Source organism: Pseudomonas sp. NPDC087336 (assembly GCF_044744285.1).
Taxonomy (GTDB): Bacteria; Pseudomonadota; Gammaproteobacteria; order Pseudomonadales; family Pseudomonadaceae; genus Aquipseudomonas.
Genome location: NZ_JBIUYA010000021.1, coordinates 20,417 through 38,664 on the forward strand (window position 1 = coordinate 20,417; position 18,248 = coordinate 38,664).

Annotated in this window: 16 protein-coding genes and 2 tRNA genes; 12 read left to right on the forward strand and 6 right to left on the reverse strand. The window is 60.2% G+C overall.

Annotated features, from left to right (window positions below; genetic code table 11):
• Positions 1 to 174: 174 nt before the first annotated feature.
• Positions 175 to 1,134 (forward strand): DMT family transporter, encoded by a 960-nt coding sequence (locus ACIO0C_RS20525; RefSeq protein WP_401314848.1) that lies wholly within the window; start codon positions 175 to 177, stop codon positions 1,132 to 1,134.
• A gap of 123 nt (positions 1,135 to 1,257) precedes the next feature.
• Here ACIO0C_RS20525 and ACIO0C_RS20530 read toward each other — a convergent pair whose 3' ends face one another.
• Positions 1,258 to 2,652: a class II fumarate hydratase gene (locus tag ACIO0C_RS20530; protein WP_401314849.1), complete on the reverse strand. Its 1,395-nt coding sequence runs from the start codon at positions 2,650 to 2,652 to the stop codon at positions 1,258 to 1,260.
• Positions 2,653 to 2,844: 192 nt separating this feature from the next.
• Here ACIO0C_RS20530 and ACIO0C_RS20535 point away from each other — a divergent pair, with 192 nt between their 5' ends.
• The 7 genes from ACIO0C_RS20535 (at position 2,845) to ACIO0C_RS20565 (ending at position 10,676) form a co-directional block, all read left to right on the forward strand.
• On the forward strand, positions 2,845 to 3,366 hold the full coding sequence (locus tag ACIO0C_RS20535) for a DUF2059 domain-containing protein (protein WP_272603232.1): 522 nt from the start codon (positions 2,845 to 2,847) through the stop codon (positions 3,364 to 3,366).
• A gap of 13 nt (positions 3,367 to 3,379) precedes the next feature.
• Entirely contained in the window at positions 3,380 to 3,679 is a 300-nt protein-coding gene (locus tag ACIO0C_RS20540) for a BolA family transcriptional regulator (RefSeq protein WP_057713758.1), read from the forward strand.
• A 170-nt stretch (positions 3,680 to 3,849) separates the two neighbouring features.
• Positions 3,850 to 4,791, forward strand: coding sequence for a rhodanese-related sulfurtransferase (locus ACIO0C_RS20545; RefSeq protein WP_401314850.1), 942 nt, complete (start codon positions 3,850 to 3,852; stop codon positions 4,789 to 4,791).
• Positions 4,792 to 4,827: 36 nt separating this feature from the next.
• Entirely contained in the window at positions 4,828 to 5,430 is a 603-nt protein-coding gene (locus ACIO0C_RS20550; protein ID WP_401314954.1) for a DsbA family protein, read from the forward strand.
• Complete coding sequence (locus ACIO0C_RS20555; protein WP_401314956.1) at positions 5,423 to 7,240, forward strand: ABC transporter ATP-binding protein; 1,818 nt, start codon at positions 5,423 to 5,425, stop codon at positions 7,238 to 7,240. The genes ACIO0C_RS20550 and ACIO0C_RS20555 overlap by 8 nt, the downstream gene beginning before the upstream one ends.
• A gap of 136 nt (positions 7,241 to 7,376) precedes the next feature.
• Positions 7,377 to 9,836 carry an EAL domain-containing protein gene (locus ACIO0C_RS20560; RefSeq protein ID WP_401314851.1) on the forward strand — a complete coding sequence of 820 codons (2,460 nt, stop codon included), beginning with the start codon at positions 7,377 to 7,379 and terminating at the stop codon, positions 9,834 to 9,836.
• Between the two features lie 78 nt (positions 9,837 to 9,914).
• A complete protein-coding gene (locus tag ACIO0C_RS20565) occupies positions 9,915 to 10,676 on the forward strand; it encodes a TenA family transcriptional regulator (protein WP_401314852.1) in 762 nt (253 codons plus the stop codon).
• 60 nt (positions 10,677 to 10,736) lie between these two features.
• Here ACIO0C_RS20565 and sugE read toward each other — a convergent pair whose 3' ends face one another.
• From sugE to rdgC, 3 genes are all read right to left on the reverse strand, one after another.
• Entirely contained in the window at positions 10,737 to 11,051 is a 315-nt protein-coding gene (gene sugE / locus ACIO0C_RS20570) for a quaternary ammonium compound efflux SMR transporter SugE (protein ID WP_401314853.1), read from the reverse strand.
• 122 nt (positions 11,052 to 11,173) lie between these two features.
• Positions 11,174 to 12,127, reverse strand: a complete 954-nt coding sequence (locus tag ACIO0C_RS20575) for a bile acid:sodium symporter family protein (RefSeq protein ID WP_401314957.1) — start codon at positions 12,125 to 12,127, stop codon at positions 11,174 to 11,176.
• A gap of 65 nt (positions 12,128 to 12,192) precedes the next feature.
• Entirely contained in the window at positions 12,193 to 13,113 is a 921-nt protein-coding gene (rdgC, locus tag ACIO0C_RS20580; protein WP_008060875.1) for a recombination-associated protein RdgC, read from the reverse strand.
• 159 nt (positions 13,114 to 13,272) lie between these two features.
• On the opposite strand from rdgC, the gene ACIO0C_RS20585 reads away from it, so the two are divergent.
• Together ACIO0C_RS20585 and ACIO0C_RS20590 are read left to right on the forward strand one after the other, a co-directional pair.
• Positions 13,273 to 13,348 (forward strand) — tRNA-Val (locus tag ACIO0C_RS20585).
• Positions 13,349 to 13,367: 19 nt separating this feature from the next.
• Positions 13,368 to 13,444: transfer RNA gene (locus ACIO0C_RS20590), tRNA-Asp, on the forward strand.
• A 101-nt stretch (positions 13,445 to 13,545) separates the two neighbouring features.
• On the opposite strand, the gene ACIO0C_RS20595 is transcribed toward ACIO0C_RS20590, so the two are convergent.
• Both ACIO0C_RS20595 and ACIO0C_RS20600 read right to left on the reverse strand, forming a co-directional pair.
• On the reverse strand, positions 13,546 to 14,679 hold the full coding sequence (locus ACIO0C_RS20595; protein ID WP_401314854.1) for a catalase family protein: 1,134 nt from the start codon (positions 14,677 to 14,679) through the stop codon (positions 13,546 to 13,548).
• A complete protein-coding gene (locus ACIO0C_RS20600; RefSeq protein ID WP_401314855.1) occupies positions 14,676 to 16,484 on the reverse strand; it encodes a di-heme-cytochrome C peroxidase in 1,809 nt (602 codons plus the stop codon). Before ACIO0C_RS20600 ends, ACIO0C_RS20595 begins: the two co-directional genes overlap by 4 nt.
• 254 nt (positions 16,485 to 16,738) lie before the next feature.
• Between ACIO0C_RS20600 and ACIO0C_RS20605 the strand changes: the two genes are divergently transcribed.
• Both ACIO0C_RS20605 and ACIO0C_RS20610 read left to right on the forward strand, forming a co-directional pair.
• A complete protein-coding gene (locus ACIO0C_RS20605) occupies positions 16,739 to 17,452 on the forward strand; it encodes an FKBP-type peptidyl-prolyl cis-trans isomerase (protein ID WP_020796775.1) in 714 nt (237 codons plus the stop codon).
• Positions 17,453 to 17,763: 311 nt separating this feature from the next.
• The gene (locus ACIO0C_RS20610) at positions 17,764 to 18,219 is read left to right on the forward strand and encodes a YkvA family protein (RefSeq protein WP_401314856.1); all 456 of its coding nucleotides are present in this window, start codon (positions 17,764 to 17,766) and stop codon (positions 18,217 to 18,219) included.
• Positions 18,220 to 18,248 lie beyond the last annotated feature (29 nt).

Here is an 18,248-nt window from a genome sequence, read left to right on the forward strand (position 1 = left end):
TCTGACACTTATGCATGAACCCCTTGCGCGGCCTGATCAGCTGAGCGGCGGCGTCTCGCCAGAAAATGGTTGCGACCTGCACAGTTTCATTCGCGGCCAAGCGTTAACTGTCCCTGTGTGCCACCCGGCTTAACGCCTAGAATGACGCGACTTGTTTTCCGGATTGGGGTTCGCATGCACGTTTCATCGGGTCGCTGGGTTTATGGGCTGTTCCTGGCCTTGCTGACCGCGCTGTTGTGGGGAATCCTGCCGATCAAGCTCAAACAGGTGCTGCTGGTGATGGACCCGGTCACGGTGACCTGGTTTCGTCTGATGGTGTCTGGTGGCTGCCTGTTCATTTACCTGGCGGCGACCAGGCGCCTGCCGAGCCGCAAAGTGCTCGGGCCGCGGGGTGGCTGGCTGGTGCTGATGGCGGTTCTCGGCCTGGTGGGCAACTACGTGCTGTACCTGATGGGGTTGAACCTGCTCAGCCCCGGCACCGCGCAACTGGTGGTGCAGATGGGCCCGATCATGTTGCTGATCGCCAGTGTGTTCGTGTTCAAGGAACGGTTCAGTCTGGGGCAGGGGATTGGCTTGCTGGTGTTGTTGATCGGCTTTGCGTTGTTTTTCAACCAGCGCCTGACTGAGCTGCTGACCTCGTTGAGCGACTATACCGCCGGTGTTTTGCTGGTGTTGCTGGCGTCCACGGTCTGGACCTTTTATGCGCTGGGGCAGAAGCAGTTGCTGACGGTGTGGAATTCGCTGCAGGTGATGATGGTGATCTACCTGTTTTGCGGGCTGCTGCTGACCCCTTGGGTGCATCCACTGCAAGCCCTGCAATTGAACCCGTTGCAAGGCTGGCTGTTGCTGGCGTGCTGCATGAACACCCTGATTGCCTATGGCGCATTTGCCGAGGCGCTGGCGCATTGGGAGGCGTCGCGGGTCAGTGCGACATTGGCCATTACACCCTTGGTGACTTTTGCTGCCGTTGCACTGGCTGCCTGGTGGTGGCCGGAGTACGTGCACGCCGAAACCATCAACGGTTTGGGTTATGGCGGGGCGGTGTTGGTGGTATTGGGGTCGGCATTGGTGGCGTTGGGGCCGTCGATGATTGCCGGGCTCAAGGCGCGCAAGGTGCGGATGGCGGCCAGTTAGATCGCGTTATCGTTCTTCGCGAGTAAGCCCGCTCCCACATTTGACCGAGTTCCTTCAGGGAAAACACAATCGAATGTGGGAGCGGCTTGCTCGCGAAGACTGACTGTCAGGCGCTACAGGAGCTCAACCCTTGGCCCCAGCCTCCAGCATATTCTGCGGCCTTACCCAGGCATCAAACTGCTCATCGGTCAGATACCCCAGCTGCAACGCCGCCGCACGCAACGTCAGCCCTTCGCTGTAAGCCTTCTTGGCGATCTCTGCCGATTTGTCATAACCAATGTGCGGGTTCAGCGCCGTCACCAGCATCAAGCCTTGTTCCAGGTGTTCAGCCATTTTTCCGGCGTCCGGTTCCAGGCCGGCGATGCAATGCTGCTGGAAGTTGCTGCAGCCATCGGCCAGCAGGCGAATCGATTGCAGCAGGTTGTGGATGATCACCGGCTTGAACACATTCAGCTGCAGGTGACCCTGGCTCGCCGCGAAGCCGATGGTCACGTCGTTGCCCAGCACCTGGCAGGCCAGCATCGACAGCGCTTCGCACTGGGTGGGGTTGACCTTGCCCGGCATGATCGAACTGCCTGGTTCGTTGGCCGGCAGTTTGACTTCGGCGAAGCCGGCGCGCGGGCCGGAGCCGAGCAAGCGCAGGTCATTGGCAATTTTCATCAGCGTCACAGCGAGGGTTTTCAGCGCGCCGGATAAGGTGGTCAGCGGCTCGTGGCCGGCCAGCGCCGCAAACTTGTTCGGCGCGGTGATGAACGGCAAGCCGGACAAGGCGGCCAGTTCCGCGGCAATGGCTTCACCGAAGCCGTGGGGTGAGTTCAGCCCGGTGCCGACCGCCGTACCACCCTGGGCCAGTTCACAGACCGCCGGCAGCGCGCTGCGGATCGCCCGTTCGGCGTAGTCGAGCTGTGCGATGAACGCCGAGACTTCCTGGCCAAAGGTGATCGGCGTCGCGTCCATCATGTGGGTGCGCCCGGTCTTGACCAGTTTCATGTGGCGGGCCGACAGCTCGGCCAGGCCACCGGACAGTTCGCTGATCGCCGGCAGCAAGTGCTGTTGCACTGCCTGTGCGGCGGCGATGTGCATGGCCGTGGGGAAACAGTCGTTGGAACTCTGGGAGCGGTTGACGTGATCGTTGGGGTGCACCGGGGACTTGCCGCCACGCGGGTTGCCAGCCAGTTCGTTGGCGCGTCCGGCGATCACTTCGTTGACGTTCATGTTGCTCTGGGTGCCGCTGCCTGTCTGCCAGACCACCAGCGGGAACTGATCGTCATGCTCGCCGTCGAGCACTTCATCGGCCGCCTGCTCGATCAGCCTGGCGATGTCCGCAGGCAGATCGCCGTTACGGTCGTTGACCCGCGCCGCCGCTTTCTTGATCAGCGCCAAGGCGTGCAGTACCGCCAGCGGCATGCGTTCGTCGCCGATGGCAAAGTTGACCAGCGAGCGTTGTGTCTGAGCCCCCCAATAGGCCTCATCCGGGACTTCCACCTGGCCCAGGCTGTCGGTTTCGATTCGGCTCATCGTGCACACTCCTGTAGGTCTGATTGCGCAGTTTAGGCCGTGATCGGCGGCCGTGGTTCCATCAGTCTGGATTCTGCCCATTCAACCCCTCTAAATCAGGCGCGACAAGGCGTGGGGTTGAGCGACAGAGTTTTTTAGGCGCAGAATGGTCGTCCTTGGGGTTTTACCTCGCCTGCTAGAAAAGGAAACTCGATGACTCGTCTTCGTGCCATCTGTACCGCGGTTGCACTGGTCTGCGCCAGCGGCCCTGTTTTTGCCGATACCGCCAGCCACAACGCCAGTGCCGAGGCTTTCCTGACCCTGGCGCATGCTGACAAACTGGGTACTCCGGTGTACATGCAAGTACAGCAGATGTTCGCCCAGCGCTTCCAGCAAACCAAAGCCCCCGAGTCGAAAAAAGCCGTACTCGAAACCTACCAGGCCAAGGCCAACGCCGCCCTGGACCAGGCCATTGGCTGGAACAAGCTGAAGCCGGACATGGTCAAGCTCTACACCACCAACTTCACCGAGTCGGAGCTCAAGGACCTGGTCGCGTTCTACCAGTCGCCACTGGGCAAGAAAGTCCTGGAGAAAATGCCGCAGCTGACCCAGCAATCGGCCCAGATGACCCAGGCCAAGCTGGAAAGCGCGGTGCCTGTGGTCAACAAGCTGCTGGCTGACATGACCGCCGAGCTGGAGCCTAAAGCCGCCGCTCCAGCCAAGAAAAAGCCTTGAGCCGGAGTTGGGCATGACCATGCAACAACGCATTGAATCGACGCTGGGCCTGCTACAGCCCGAGCATTTGCAGGTGCTGGACGAAAGCCACATGCACAGCCGTGGGTTGCAAACCCACTTCAAGGCCGTGGTGGTCAGTGCACAGTTCGAAGGCCTGAACCGGGTCAAGCGCCACCAGAAGGTCTACGGCACGCTTGGCGAGCTGATGGGCGAGTTCCATGCCTTGGCGCTGCATACCTACACGCCTGAGGAATGGGCACAAATCGACGCGGCCCCGGCTTCTCCGACCTGTGCCGGTGGCAGCAAACACTGACCCCCCCCTGTAGGAGCTGGCTTGCCAGCGAAGGCGATCTCAAGGACGCCATCGCTGGCAAGCCAGCGCCTACAATTATTTGTTAGAATGTCCAACGCGTCGCTCTAGCGGCGCGTTTTTTTTCGCATCCGGTTCACCCCTTACGAGGGTAGCCACCTGGAGATTTACCCATGACACAACAGATTGTCGTGGCGGCACTGTATAAGTTCGTCACCCTGCAAGATTACGTCGCCCTGCGCGAGCCCCTGCTCAAGGCAATGGTCGACAACGGCATCAAAGGCACGCTGCTGATCGCCGAAGAAGGCATCAACGGCACCGTGTCCGGCAGCCGCGAAGGCATCGACGGGCTGATGGCCTGGCTCAAGAACGACCCGCGCATGGACGACATCGACCATAAAGAGTCGTACTGCGACGAGCAGCCGTTCTACCGCACCAAGGTCAAACTCAAGAAAGAGATCGTGACCCTGGGCGTTGAAGGCGTGGACCCGAACAAGAAGGTCGGCACCTACGTCGACCCGCAGGACTGGAACGCGCTGATCAGCGACCCGCAAGTGCTGTTGATCGATACCCGCAACGACTATGAAGTCTCGATCGGCACCTTCGAAGGCGCGATCGACCCGAAAACCACCAGTTTTCGCGAATTTCCCGACTACATCAAAGCCAACTTCGACCCGGCCGTGCACAAGAAAGTGGCGATGTTCTGCACCGGCGGCATTCGTTGTGAAAAAGCCTCGAGCTACATGCTCAGCGAGGGCTTCGATGAGGTCTATCACCTCAAGGGTGGCATCCTGAAATACCTCGAAGAGGTGCCTCAGGAAGAAACCAAATGGCAGGGCGACTGCTTCGTGTTCGATAACCGCGTGACGGTTCGCCACGACCTGAGTGAAGGCGACTACGATCAATGCCATGCCTGTCGCACACCGGTCAGCGTCGACGACCGGGCCAGCGAGCATTACGTGGCCGGGATCAGTTGCCCGCATTGCTGGGATACGCTGAGCGAGAAAACCCGTCGCAGCGCGATCGACCGGCAAAAGCAGATCGAACTGGCCAAGGCTCGTAACCTGCCGCACCCGATCGGCTACAACTACAAGCAAGCATCCACTGAGGCCTGAACCATGTCTGCACGCCTGCTCTATGTGATGGACCCGATGTGTTCCTGGTGCTGGGGTTTCGCCCCGGTGGCCAACGCGTTGGTCGAGCAGGCGCAAGCCGCAGGCGTGGACGTGCACTTGGTGGTGGGTGGTTTGCGCACCGGCAGTGGCTCGGCGCTGGAGCCGAGCACCCGTCGCTACATCCTTGAGCACTGGCAGGCCGTCACCGAGGCCACGGGGCAACCCTTCAAGCTTGAGGGTGCGTTGCCCGACGGCTTCGTCTATGACACCGAGCCGGCCTGTCGGGCGTTGGTGACTGCACGGGGCCTGGCGTCGGATTGCGCGTGGAAGCTGCTGGGGTTGATCCAGCATGCGTTTTACGCCGAAGGTCGCGATGTCACCCGCGCCAGCGTTCTGGTTGAGTTGGCGGAACAGGCCGGGCTGCCGCGCATCGAGTTCGCCGCCGCTTTCGACCGTGCCGACACGCACGCCGCGACGGCTGCCGATTTCACCTGGGTCCAGGACCTGGGCATTGCCGGTTTCCCGACGTTGCTGGCTGAACGCAATGGCCAGTTGGCGTTGCTGACCAATGGCTATCAGCCCCTCAGTGTCCTGTCCCCCTTGCTCGGCCGCTGGCTGGAGCGTGCTGCCTGTGCATGATCCGGCCAACGACACCCCAACCGTTAAACGTGTCGACCGGCTAAGCTGGGCAGAAATCCGTCGCCTGGCCCTTCATCACAAGAAATCCCTGTGGATCGCCAACGGCGTGGCCGTGTTGGCGACCCTGTGCAGCGTACCGATTCCCTTGCTCCTGCCGCTGCTGGTAGACGAAGTGTTGCTGGGGCACGGCGACACCGCGCTGAACATCATGAACCACGCGTTGCCCCAGGCCTGGCAGAAAGCCGCGGGCTACATCGGCCTGATGCTGGTGGTGACCCTGGCCCTGCGTTGCGCGGCATTGCTGTTCAACGTGGTGCAGGCGCGCCTGTTCGCCGCCTTGGCCAAGGACATCGTCTACCGCATTCGCATCCGCCTGATCGAGCGCCTCAAGCGTATTTCACTCGGGGAATACGAAAGTCTGGGCAGCGGCACGGTGACCACGCACCTGGTGACCGACCTCGACACCCTGGACAAATTCGTCGGCGAAACCCTCAGTCGTTTCCTGGTGGCCATGCTGACGCTGGTGGGCACCGCGGGCATCCTGGTGTGGATGCACTGGCAACTGGCGCTGCTGATCCTGTTGTTCAATCCCTTGGTGATCTACGCCACGGTGCAGTTGGGCAAGCGGGTCAAACACCTGAAGAAACTCGAGAACGACAGCACCTCGCGCTTCACCCAGGCGTTGACCGAAACCCTGGACGCGATCCAGGAAGTGCGGGCCGGTAACCGCCAGGGCTTTTTCCTCGGCCGTTTGGGGCAACGCGCCCGGGACGTTCGTGATTACGCGGTGAACTCGCAATGGAAAACCGATGCCTCGAACCGGGCCAGCGGTTTGCTGTTCCAGTTCGGCATCGATATTTTCCGTGCCGCCGCCATGTTGACCGTGCTGTTTTCCGACCTGTCCATCGGCCAGATGCTCGCGGTATTCAGCTACCTGTGGTTCATGATCGGTCCGGTCGAGCAGCTGCTCAACCTGCAATATGCTTACTACGCCGCCGGCGGCGCATTGTCGCGGATCAACGAGCTGCTTGCCCGGGCCGATGAGCCGCAACACCCGGGCGGTGTCGACCCGTTCAAAGGTCGTGAAACCGTTGGCATCGAAGTCCAGGGATTGAGTTTCGGTTACGGCGACGAACTGGTGTTGAACCAGATGGACCTGTCGATTGCGCCCGGCGAAAAGGTCGCGATCGTCGGCGCCAGCGGTGGCGGCAAGAGCACCCTGGTGCAGTTGCTGCTGGGCTTGTACACGCCGCTGGCCGGGACCATCCGTTTCGGCGGTTCGACCCAGCAGGAGATCGGCCTGGAAACCGTGCGGGAAAACGTCGCGGTGGTCCTGCAACACCCGGCGCTGTTCAATGACACCATCCGCGCGAACCTGACCATGGGACGTGAGCGCAGCGACGAGGCGTGCTGGAATGCCCTGGAAATCGCGCAATTGCACAACACGGTGCGCGAGTTGCCCAATGGCCTGGACAGCATCGTCGGGCGTTCCGGCGTGCGTTTGTCCGGCGGCCAGCGCCAACGCCTGGCCATCGCGCGGATGGTGCTGGCCGATCCCAAGGTGGTGATTCTCGACGAGGCCACCTCGGCGCTGGATGCTGCCACCGAATACAACCTGCACCAGGCCCTGGCGCGATTCCTCAGCCACCGCACCACCTTGATCATTGCCCACCGCTTGTCCGCGGTGAAACAGGCCGATCGGGTGCTGGTGTTTGACGGTGGGCAGATCGCCGAGGATGGCGACCACCAGCAGCTGATTGCCGAAGGTGGCCTGTACGCCAAGCTTTATGGGCATTTGCAGCAGCATTGAGGCAGTGCCAAGGCACCTTGAGTGAACTTTCCCGTAATGGGAGGCGGGGGCCGCTTGCCGGGATGCGGAAGGCCCCCTAGTCTAGCTGTAGCGATCACGTGGATGATGATCTGGTAGTGCTAAAACAAGGGACCTCATGAATCAAGCGCGGATTCTCGGAACGCCACGGTTGCTGGGCATCGTCTGGCCATTTATCGCCGTTGTGTTATTTCAGGCCCTGTTGGGGGGCGTCAGCCTTTATGTATTGTCGGCGGTCCGTGGATATGTTGCCGGTGAAAGCCTATGGTCCAAGGGCCAGAAGGACGCCATCTATTACCTCAATCTGTATGCCGACAGTCGCGACGAGAGCAAATTCGTCAAGTACCAGGAGGCCATTGCGGTCCCTCAGGGAGGGCATGAGCTGCGACTGGCACTTGACCAGCAGCCACCCGATATCGAGGCGGCCAGGGTGGCGATTCTCAAGGGTGGCAATCATCCCGATGACGTCCCCAGCCTGATCTGGCTGTACCTCAATTTTCGCCATTTCAGCTACCTCGAAAAAGCCATCGATCGCTGGACGGTGGGTGACGCATACCTTGATCAACTCGATGATGTCGCCAGGGACATGCACCGGCACATCAGCGTCAAGCCGGCCGACCCCGCTGACATCTATCGCTGGAAGGAACAGATTTTCGCCATCAACAACGAGGTGACGCCAGCGGCGAAGGCCTTCAGCGATGCCCTGGGCGAGGGTTCGCGGATGATCCTGCGACTGTTGCTGGCGACGAACCTGGCCACCGCCCTCGGCCTGATCGCCCTGGCGCTGCTGCGCACGCACAAACTGCTCAAGCAGCGGCACGCGTTTGCCGACGCCCTGCAACTGGAGAAGGAGCGGGCGCAAATCACTCTGCAATCGATTGGCGACGCGGTGATCACCACCAATGTCGAGGGCGCAATCGCCTACATGAATCCGGCCGCCGAAGCCTTGACCCACTGGAAAGCCGAACAGGCGACCGGGCTGCCGTTGGCGGCGCTGTTCAATCTGCTGGACGACAATGCCCAGGCCGATGGCTTTACCTTGATAGAGCACATCTTGAGTGGTCAGCTCAGTGGCGGCAGCGAACATTCCAAGCTCATTCAGCGTCTCGATGGCAGCACGGTGTCGGTCACGCTGGTGGGGGCGCCGATCCGCAATGCCGGCAAGGTCAGCGGTGCCGTGCTGGTGCTGCATGACATGACCCAGGAGCGGCAATACATTGCCAATCTGTCCTGGCAAGCGACCCATGATGCGCTGACCGGGCTCGCCAATCGCCGCGAGTTCGAATTCCGTCTGGAACAGGCGCTGCAGGCCCTGACGCGAACGCCTGGGCGCCACGCCTTGATGTTCCTCGATCTGGACCAGTTCAAGTTGGTCAACGATACCTGCGGACACGCGGCGGGTGACGAATTGCTGCGGCACATCTGTGCGCTGTTGCAATCCGGATTGCGCGAGAGCGACACCCTGGCCCGGTTGGGCGGTGACGAGTTTGGCATCCTGCTGGAAAACTGTGCACCGGAGGCGGCCGAAAAAATCGCCGAGGGCTTGCGCCAGACCGTGCAGAACCTGCACTTCGTGTGGAAAGGACGGCCGTTCGTGACTACCGTGAGCATCGGGCTGGTGCATATCAATGCGCATCCGACCACCCTGGAAGTCTCGTTGCGCGCGGCTGACATGGCCTGCTACATGGCCAAGGAAAAGGGCCGCAACCGGGTCCAGGTGTATCACGCCGACGACTCGGAGCTGTCCCTGCGCTTTGGCGAAATGGCATGGGTGCAGCGCTTGCACATGGCTCTGGAAGAAGATCGTTTTTGCCTGTACGCCCAGGAAATCGCCCCGCTCGGTCAGGTCGAACAGGGTGGTGGGCATATCGAAATTCTGCTGCGTCTGCATGACGAAGCCGGGCGCATGATATTGCCCGACAGTTTTATTCCGGCAGCCGAACGTTATGGCTTGATGACTTCCCTGGATCGTTGGGTTGTACAAAACGTATTCAAGATCATTGCCCAATGTATAGCCGAGAAGCACAAAGAGCCTTTAGCAATGTGTGCGATTAATCTGTCAGGCACAACTATAGGAGATGAAGCGTTCCTGGACTTCCTGCGTCAACAGTTCATTAGTTACTCCATACCACCTGAAATAATTTGTTTTGAAATCACTGAAACCAGTGCTATTTCCAATCTTGCCAGTGCAATTAAATTCATCAATGAACTCAAAGGCTTAGGGTGTCTGTTTTCCCTGGACGACTTTTGCGCCGGTATGTCCTCGTTCGCCTACTTGAAACATTTGCCTGTAGACTTCCTGAAGATCGACGGGAGTTTCGTAAAGGATATGCTGGACGACCCGATTAACCGCGCCATGGTCGAAGTGATCAACCACATCGGTCATGTCATGGGTAAGCGTACGATTGCCGAGTTTGTTGAAACGCCCCAGATCGAGCAGGCATTGCTGGAGATCGGGGTTGATTACGCTCAAGGGTATGTCATTGAACGCCCGCATCTGTTTACCTGCGACAGCTTGAAAAGTCGTCCAGCCAGGCCGCAGCCTCTGTTATTTAAGGCGCCCGGCACGTTCCGTTGAAGTCTCTCGTTGATCGGAACAATCACAATCAAAAGGAGCCCGACAGTGATCGAGACATTCAACCGAACCGGACCACTCATGGAAGCTGCAAGTTATCCTGCCTGGGCCCAGCGCCTGATTCAGGATTGCAGCGCGAGTAAGCGCCGGGTTGTAGAGCACGAGCTGTATCAGCGCATGCGAGATAACAGACTCAGCGCGAAGACGATGCGCCAGTACCTGATCGGGGGCTGGCCCGTGGTCGAACAGTTCGCGTTATACATGGCACAGAACCTGACCAAGACCCGTTTTGCCCGCCACCCGGGCGAAGACATGGCGCGTCGCTGGTTGATGCGCAACATTCGTGTCGAACTCAACCATGCCGACTACTGGGTGAACTGGAGCCGTGCCCACGGCGTCAGCCTGGAAGATCTGCAGGCGCAGCAGGTAGCCCCTGAACTTCACGCATTGAGCCATTGGTGCTGGCACACCAGTTCCGCCGATTCGCTGATCGTTGGCATTGCCGCCACCAATTACGCCATCGAAGGCGCGACCGGTGAGTGGTCGGCGGTGGTCTGTTCCAATGGTCTTTATGCGGCAGCCTTCCCCGAGGAGGATCGCAAGCGGGCCATGAAGTGGCTGAAGATGCATGCCCAGTATGACGATGCCCACCCCTGGGAAGCGCTGGAAATTATCTGCACCCTGGCCGGCATGAACCCGAGCAAGTCATTGCAGGTGGAATTGCGTCAGGCCGTGTGCAAGAGCTACGACTATATGTTCCTGTTCCTGGAACGTTGCATGCAGCTGGAGCATTCGGAAAAGGCCCCGGTAATGCGTGAGCGATTGGAGATGGCCGAAAGCTGATCGTTAAACGCCCATGAAAAAGCCCGCCCCTGGTGACAGGGGCGGGCTTTTTTACAGGTGTCAGGCGCTTACTTTGAGCCCCACCAGCCCGGTGATGATCAACGCCACGCTGGCCAGGCGGACCAGTGCCATGGATTCGCCAAACAGAATGATGCCGGCAATCACGGTGCCGACTGCGCCCACTCCAGTCCAGATTGCATAGGCCGTGCCCAGCGGCAATTCCTTCATGGCCAGGCCCAGCAAGCCAAGGCTGACGGCCATGGCCGCTACCGTGAGCACAGTGGGCAACGGGCGGCTGAAACCATCGGTGTACTTGAGGCCAACGGCCCAGCCCACTTCGAACAGGCCGGCGAAAAACAGAATGATCCAGGACAAGGAAGACCTCCATCGATTGACGGGGTCGTCCCCAGGTTAATGACTCGATCGAGCCGCGAGGTCGTCCTCGCGTTTGCGCAATATAGTGCCCAGCATTAACCCGGGGATCAAGTTTTCACGTATCAGTCGGTCGCTTGCCGAGCTGCGATGCGCCCATCTTCTTTCTCGCTCATGCGGCGGAAATACGTCGAGAGCAACGCCCCGGAAATGTTGTGCCACACACTGAACAGTGCGCTCGGCACTGCCGCCAGCGGTGAGAAGTGCGCGCTGGCCAGGGCCGCGCCCAGCCCGGAGTTCTGCATCCCGACTTCCAGCGCCAGGGATTTGCGCTGGGCCAGTGGCAACTTGAACAGGCGCCCGGTGAAGTAACCCAGCAGGTAACCGAAGCTGTTGTGCAGCATGACCACGGCCATGATCAACAGCCCCGACTCGGCAATTTTCGCCTGGCTGGCGGCCACTACGGCGGTGACGATGATCACGATGCTGACCACCGAGACCAGAGGCAGCACGTCCACCGCGTGGCGAACCTTGTCGCCGAGCACGCGCTGGGCAACGACACCCAACACGATCGGCAGCAACACCACCTGCAGGATCGACCAGAACAGCTCCATGAACGACACCGGCAACCAGGCCGAAGCCAGCAGCCAGATCAAGGCCGGGGTCAGCAGCGGAGCGAGGAGGGTGGTCACGGCAGCGATGGCCACCGACAACGCCAGGTCGCCGCTGGCCAGCCAGGTCATCACGTTAGACGAGGTGCCGCTTGGGCAGCAGCCGACCAGAATCACGCCGACGGCAATCTCTGGCGGCAAATGCAACGCCTGGCAGAGCAACCACGCCACGCCGGGCATGATCACGAAATGCGCCACCACGCCCAAAGCCACGCGCCACGGGTGGCGGGCGACTTCGGCGAAGTCTTTGAGCTTGAGGGTCAGGCCCATGCCGAACATCACCAGCCCCAGCAACGGCACGATGGCGCCCTTGAGGCCAATGAACCAGGCCGGTTGCAGGAACGCCACGACGGCGAAAATCAGTACCCAGTACTGTAGGAGCTGGCTTGCCAGCGAAGGCGTCGCAATGGCCTGCGCATGACTTGATGGCCCCTTCGCTGGCAAGCCAGCTCCTACAATAGATCACCGTGGAGTTAGATGCCCTGAGGTGTCTCCTCCCCACCCAACGCCTCAACCAATGCCGGCAGGAAATCACCAAAGGTCAGCATCATCAGCGTGAAGCTGGCATCCAGTTGGCCGAGGGCTTCATCGCCACCGTCCTGTTCCGCCTGGTCTTGCAGCAGGTCTTCGAACTTCAGGCGCTTGACCACCATCTTGTCGTCGAGGACGAAAGACAGTTTGTCCTGCCAGGCCAGCGATAGCTGAGTGACCACTTTGCCAGTGCTCAGGTGCAGCTGGATTTCTTCGCTGGTCAGGTCCTGACGCTTGCAACGCACGATGCCGCCGTCTTCGTGGGTGTCGCGCAGTTCGCACTCGTCCAGCACAAAGAAGTCGTCCGCGGCTTTTTGCGTGGTGACCCACTCGGTCATGGTCGCGGTCGGGGACATCTTCACGGTCAGCGGGCGCACCGGCAGGGTGCCGATCACTTCACGCAGGGTGGACAACAGGTCCTCGGCGCGTTTCGGGCTGGCCGAGTTGACCAGGATCAGGCCCTGTTTCGGCGCGATGGCGGCGAAGGTCGAGGAGCGACGGATAAAGGCGCGCGGCAGGAAGGCCTGGATGATTTCATCCTTGATCTGGTCGCGTTCCTTCTTATAGACCTTGCGCATTTGCTCGGCTTCGATCTCTTCGACCTTTTCCTTCACCGCGTCACGCACGACGCTGCCCGGCAGGATGCGTTCTTCCTTGCGTGCGCTGATCAGCAGGAAATCACCGCTGACGTGCACCAGCGGGGCATCTTCGCCCTTGCCGAACGGCGCGACGAAACCGTAGGTGGTCAACTCCTGGCTTGCACATGGACGCGCCAGCTTGGTGGCCAGTGCAGTCTCCAACGCCTCGGCATCAACAGGCAGATCTTGGGTCAGGCGATAGATAAGCAGGTTTTTGAACCACATGGGGTGAGTCTCTCCTTTATACAAAGGGGGGCATTATTGTCTTCCGTGTGTCATAGGCCAACCCTTCTCTAAGCCTTTGGAAGGCATGAGAAAATTAATTAAAAAAGTGCTTGCCAGAGGTGGGGGCGCTCCGTAGAATGCGCGCCACACCGAAGCGAAGGGTGATTAGCTCAGCTGGGAGAGCGTCTGCCTTACAAGCAGAATGTCGGCGGTTCGATCCCGTCATCACCCACCATTCGTTTCAAGCGTTTCGCGCAGCGGTAGTTCAGTCGGTTAGAATACCGGCCTGTCACGCCGGGGGTCGCGGGTTCGAGTCCCGTCCGCTGCGCCATATTCGGTAACCTGGAACACTGAACGCCAGGTCACCACAGAAAGCCCGCTCAATGCGGGCTTTTTGCTGTCTGGGTTTTGGATTTTCTTCCCATTGTATCCCTATTGCCCGGCATTACGAGCATGGCGGTAATCGCTCACAGCTTCGTAAACGGCCTTGCGCAGCCGGTTGATGCCGCCGATGGGGCGGTGCGCCTCAAGCCCGAACCAAGGGTTGAATGACTGATTGTCGCATTGCAGGTTCAACGCCGGGGTGTCGAAATCCTGGGCGGGCAGGGTGATCCGTGCCACCGTCTCGAAGGGCGCATCGCTTTCCTGCCACTTAATGCTGGTGTCCTCGATCGGCATGTACTTGCTCGCGTCCTGCCGCTGTATCTGCAAGACGAAACACGCGGGCATCCGGTCGGTCGATAACTGCTGGTACAGCGCATTGCGCAGGAAATTCGGCAACTTTTGGTTCTGCGCGGGCAGGGCATAGGCCGGGCAGCTGCCAGGATCCGGCATGACCCGAAACTTGGCATTGGCCTCACCGAACTTGTAGGGCGACACCGAAAAGTAAGTCGTGCGCGTAGGGCTTTCCGGGGCGGGGGCGAGTGTCGCCAGGGCGATGAACAGATGGCGGACCTGCCAGGTGCGCGGGTCCCAGTTCGGGAAGAACGCCAGCACCTTTTTGCCGTCCGCCTGGGCGGCCACATTCTGACGATACTCGGCGACATCGCTGACAAAGAAGTTCGGATGACTGAACATCACGAAGTCCTGTTCAGCTCGACCCGGTTGATCGCTCAGCAGCTGTTTGCCGGGCACATCGTGCAGCTTGATCGCCATGCCCCGTGCATCGCGGATACTGTCGAATTGAGGGTAGGCGTTGCCGTTGGACAGGCGCATCGTCGCCTGCCAGGTTTTGCCTGGTTCGCTGAACACACCCTGACGCAGTTCTCCCGCCAGTTCCGGCAACACCTGCACCTCGGCCTTCACGCAGCCGTGGGCCTTGGCGTGGGCATCGCGCAGGTAGCGGGTGTTTTCACGGTGCTGGTCGACGATACGTACTGCCGTCTGGATGATGTCCTGGGTCATAGCGGCTTCGCCATCGGGGATCAACTCTTGCGCTGACACTGGTCCACGGTGCTGCCAGGCGAACCACGCCGTAGCCAATGCCCAGCCGAGCAACCCCAGGCCCAGCAACCAGAGCAGGGTCTTACCGAGAAAAGCGCCCAGGCGCGTCCACAGACGATTCATGGCAGTTGAGCCTCAAGAGGGCTGCCCAGCACTTTCAAATACTCCAGCAAGGCCCAGCGCTCTTCGGGTTGCAGCAAGCGGCCGATCACGCCGTTGCCACGCTTGCCGGCGCGGAATTCGTGGCCGCTGTTGTGATTGCCGGTAATGCGTGTGTCGAACACAAAGCCATTGGTAAAGGCTTCGGTGCGATAGCCCAAGTGCCTCGGATCGTACTCGAAAGTGCCTTTGTAAAAGGTGGTGGCGCGTTCGTCCTGGGGCGACAGCAATTGATAGATGCTCGGCACCGAACCGTTGTGCAGGAACGGCGGCGTCGCCCATACGCCCGCCAAGGGCCGGGCCTTGTAGGCGCGCAATTCCTGGACCCCGATCGGCAGGCCGAAGCCATCCATGTCCGCGCGCTCGGTCGGCGTGACGGCGGCCTCGCGATAGGCGCGGTTGCCGACAAATGCCGTGACGTAGGCCAGCCCCTTGGCGACTGACAGCTGGCTCAAGTCCAAAGGTTCGGTAGGCGCTGGATGCAGTTGTACGTCCAGTTGCGCCAGCTCGGCCGGGTCCCACTGCAAGGCTGTCAGGTCGAAGCGGTGATCGGCGATATTGTTGGCGGCGCCAGGGTCGGTGCCGATCACCTCCACGGGCAGCATTTTCAGCTGTTGCACCGGGCGCCCTGCGCTGAGGCTGACGCGCGGTACGTGGCAGCCGGCGCAGTTCTCGGTGAACAACGCGCGCCCTTTGGCGGCCAGCGGCTTGTCAACCGCGCCTAGCCATTCTTCCGGCCAGGCGGGCGGCTTGAGGCCTTGCAGGGTTTGTTCGATCAGGTGCAGATCACGCACCCGGACGCTGGACGGATAGCGATTGTCGCCCTTGAGTGGCTGCCCGCTGCCATCGAAAAAATTCAGCGTGGCACCCACCCCCAAGGCTTCACCGATATTGCGCGCCATGGGCTGCTGCGCCGAGCCGTTCCACTGCACCCAGTCGAAGGTCCACATGTCCCACAACTGTGGGTAGTCGACGGGGGCGTTGGCCACGCGGTAGTTGGGAGGGGAAATCGCGTCGCCGAAGCTGGCGTTGGCGATGCGCCCGAACGCGTCGGCACGTCCGGGACCCTCTTCGGTCGGGTAAAGCCCGCGATGCGTGTCGTTCCAGGCCACCTTGAGGAAGGTGTCGAGGGAACCCTTGAAGGCCTCGCGCAGCACCTGGTGTCCGGTCTCGTAGTCAGGGCCCAGGACCTTGCGCGCGAAACGCTCGAACTTCCAGGGGTTGTAGTAAGTGGAAGCCAGGCTCGCCACCAGCGCCTGGCCAAAACTGCCACCCTGCAGGGTGGGCACGCTGGAGGGCAGGACATGCTGCGCAGAGCCACCGTCGATGCGCACGGCTTGACCGTTCAGGCGCAGTTCACCGGTATGACAGGCCGCGCAGGTAATATCCAGAAATGTATCCGCACTGCCGGGATTCTGATGCCGGGCGAAGCCCACGGGCAGGTTGCCGGGGTTGTTCGGTGTGGGTTTCTGCTCGGGGTCGATCAGGAAACCGAAGCGCGCGAGGTACTCCGGATCGGCGAATCGTCGTTGCGAAAAGGGCAGTTCCAGGGCGGTGAACCAGTCGTAGTGCAAGCCCTTGACCTGAGTGCCCTGGGGCGTGAAATAGTAACGCTGGCGGTCGTCGCTGCTCCATTGGTCCAGGTAATGCACCTGTTGCGCGGCCGCGTGGCGCGGCAGTTTCGGGTTGGCGACGTAGTACAGGAGCACGGCCAGGGCGAGGGCCGCCAAGGCAACAATCAGGCCCAGAAAGCGGAGCAAGAGGCGCATGCTGACCATCCGTGTCGAGTTTTCTACCGTTATGCCCCAGGGCCAGGGTTGCGGCAAGAGGCCATTACGCCAGATGTTCAGCCTCGCGGCGTGCAAGATGACAGAAGTTTCATCACCAACATGGCGAAATGCGTTTAAACACCTGAACTTATCGCCAGTTTGCGGCTCTCATGCCGGTAGCCATTGGTCGTGGCCGCCTGATAAGCTCGCGACTTTACTCGATTGCCCTTTAGGCGCATGAACAAGGAAATAGCATGAAACAGCATCGGTTGGCGGCGGCGGTGGCCCTGGTTAGCCTGGTACTTGCGGGTTGCGACTCGCAAACCAGCGTAGAGCTGAAAACCCCGGCGCAGAAAGCTTCCTACGGAATTGGCCTGAACATGGGCAAGAGCCTGGCTCAGGAAGGCATGGATGATCTGGACTCCAAAGCCGTTGCCCAGGGCATCGAAGATGCGGTCGGCAAGAAAGAACAGAAACTCAAGGATGAAGAATTGGTAGAAGCCTTCGCTGCGCTGCAAAAGCGTGCCGAAGAGCGTATGGCCAAGATGAGCGAAGAGTCGGCAGCCGCCGGCAAGAAATTCCTCGAAGAAAACGCCAAGAAAGCTGGCGTCGTGACGACCGCTTCGGGCCTGCAGTATGAAGTGGAAAAGAAAGCCGATGGCGCCCAGCCAAAGCCGACTGACGTAGTGACCGTCCACTATACCGGCAAGCTGACCAATGGCACCGTTTTCGACAGCTCCGTCGAGCGCGGCAGCCCGATCGATCTGCCGGTCAGCGGTGTGATCCCGGGTTGGGTCGAAGGCCTGCAACTGATGCACGTCGGCGAGAAGTACAAGCTGTACATTCCTAGCGAATTGGCTTACGGCGCGCAAAGCCCAAGCCCGGCGATCCCGGCCAACTCGGTGCTGGTGTTCGACCTGGAACTGCTGGGAATCAAAGATCCAGCAAAAGAAGACGCTGCCAAGTAATTCGCGTCTGCTTTAACGACAACGCCTCGCTCATGCGGGGCGTTGTTGCATCTGGCGTTGATTGCACGAACCTGCGTGCACAGGTAAACAAAGCGAACAGTTGCCGTACACTGAAGTCATAGTCAGTGTGGGGGGGCGTGCCTAACCTTCGGCAGACCTCCAAGTCAATGAAATATTAGGTTTTTTTAGATGGGTAAAAAACGCCCGATCTGAGTTCAGCCCTTATGCAGCGGGCCTTTCAGCCATGAAAAGTGGCTCTGTTCACAAGGTTATCCACAATTTGTGTGGATAACATTCCTGTCGGAGGCGTCATGAAAGCACCCTGGAATTTTGCTCGTTTCCTGCCCTTGGCCGGACGCCTGCTCGCCCGTGGGCGCTTGCCGACCTTACTGTTTGCGGTGGCCAGCAAAAGTGCCAGCCAGGGTAACCGGTTGGGCAAGCTCAAGGATGATCTTCGCCTGTTACAGGCGTTGTGCCTGGCGTACTGGCGTGGCGAATACCGGGCCATCAGTCCCAAGGCGCTGATATCGGTGGTCGCCGGCCTGATGTATTTCCTCAGTCCGGTCGATGCCATTCCGGATTTTCTGCCGCTGTTCGGCATGATCGATGACATCGCTGTGCTGGCCTGGCTGATGAAAGTCCTCGACGATGAACTCAACGCCTTCCGCGCCTGGCGCAAACGCCAGGTCCCGGAAAAACTCGCCGTGGTCGAGCGCCTGCCCGACACCCCTGAGCAACTCAGGCTGCAGAAGCCGAAAAAAACCTGATTCGATCCCGTCTGTGCTTCAGATAGATA

Coding starts and splice junctions, on each gene's coding strand:
- ACIO0C_RS20525 (WP_401314848.1), top strand. CDS start 175: ATGCACGTTTCATCGGGTCGCTGGGTTTATGGGCTGTTCCTGGCCTTG.
- ACIO0C_RS20530 (WP_401314849.1), bottom strand. CDS start 2,652: ATGAGCCGAATCGAAACCGACAGCCTGGGCCAGGTGGAAGTCCCGGAT.
- ACIO0C_RS20535 (WP_272603232.1), top strand. CDS start 2,845: ATGACTCGTCTTCGTGCCATCTGTACCGCGGTTGCACTGGTCTGCGCC.
- ACIO0C_RS20540 (WP_057713758.1), top strand. CDS start 3,380: ATGACCATGCAACAACGCATTGAATCGACGCTGGGCCTGCTACAGCCC.
- ACIO0C_RS20545 (WP_401314850.1), top strand. CDS start 3,850: ATGACACAACAGATTGTCGTGGCGGCACTGTATAAGTTCGTCACCCTG.
- ACIO0C_RS20550 (WP_401314954.1), top strand. CDS start 4,828: ATGTGTTCCTGGTGCTGGGGTTTCGCCCCGGTGGCCAACGCGTTGGTC.
- ACIO0C_RS20560 (WP_401314851.1), top strand. CDS start 7,377: ATGAATCAAGCGCGGATTCTCGGAACGCCACGGTTGCTGGGCATCGTC.
- ACIO0C_RS20565 (WP_401314852.1), top strand. CDS start 9,915: ATGGAAGCTGCAAGTTATCCTGCCTGGGCCCAGCGCCTGATTCAGGAT.
- rdgC (WP_008060875.1), bottom strand. CDS start 13,113: ATGTGGTTCAAAAACCTGCTTATCTATCGCCTGACCCAAGATCTGCCT.
- ACIO0C_RS20595 (WP_401314854.1), bottom strand. CDS start 14,679: ATGAATCGTCTGTGGACGCGCCTGGGCGCTTTTCTCGGTAAGACCCTG.
- ACIO0C_RS20600 (WP_401314855.1), bottom strand. CDS start 16,484: ATGCGCCTCTTGCTCCGCTTTCTGGGCCTGATTGTTGCCTTGGCGGCC.
- ACIO0C_RS20605 (WP_020796775.1), top strand. CDS start 16,739: ATGAAACAGCATCGGTTGGCGGCGGCGGTGGCCCTGGTTAGCCTGGTA.
- ACIO0C_RS20610 (WP_401314856.1), top strand. CDS start 17,764: ATGAAAGCACCCTGGAATTTTGCTCGTTTCCTGCCCTTGGCCGGACGC.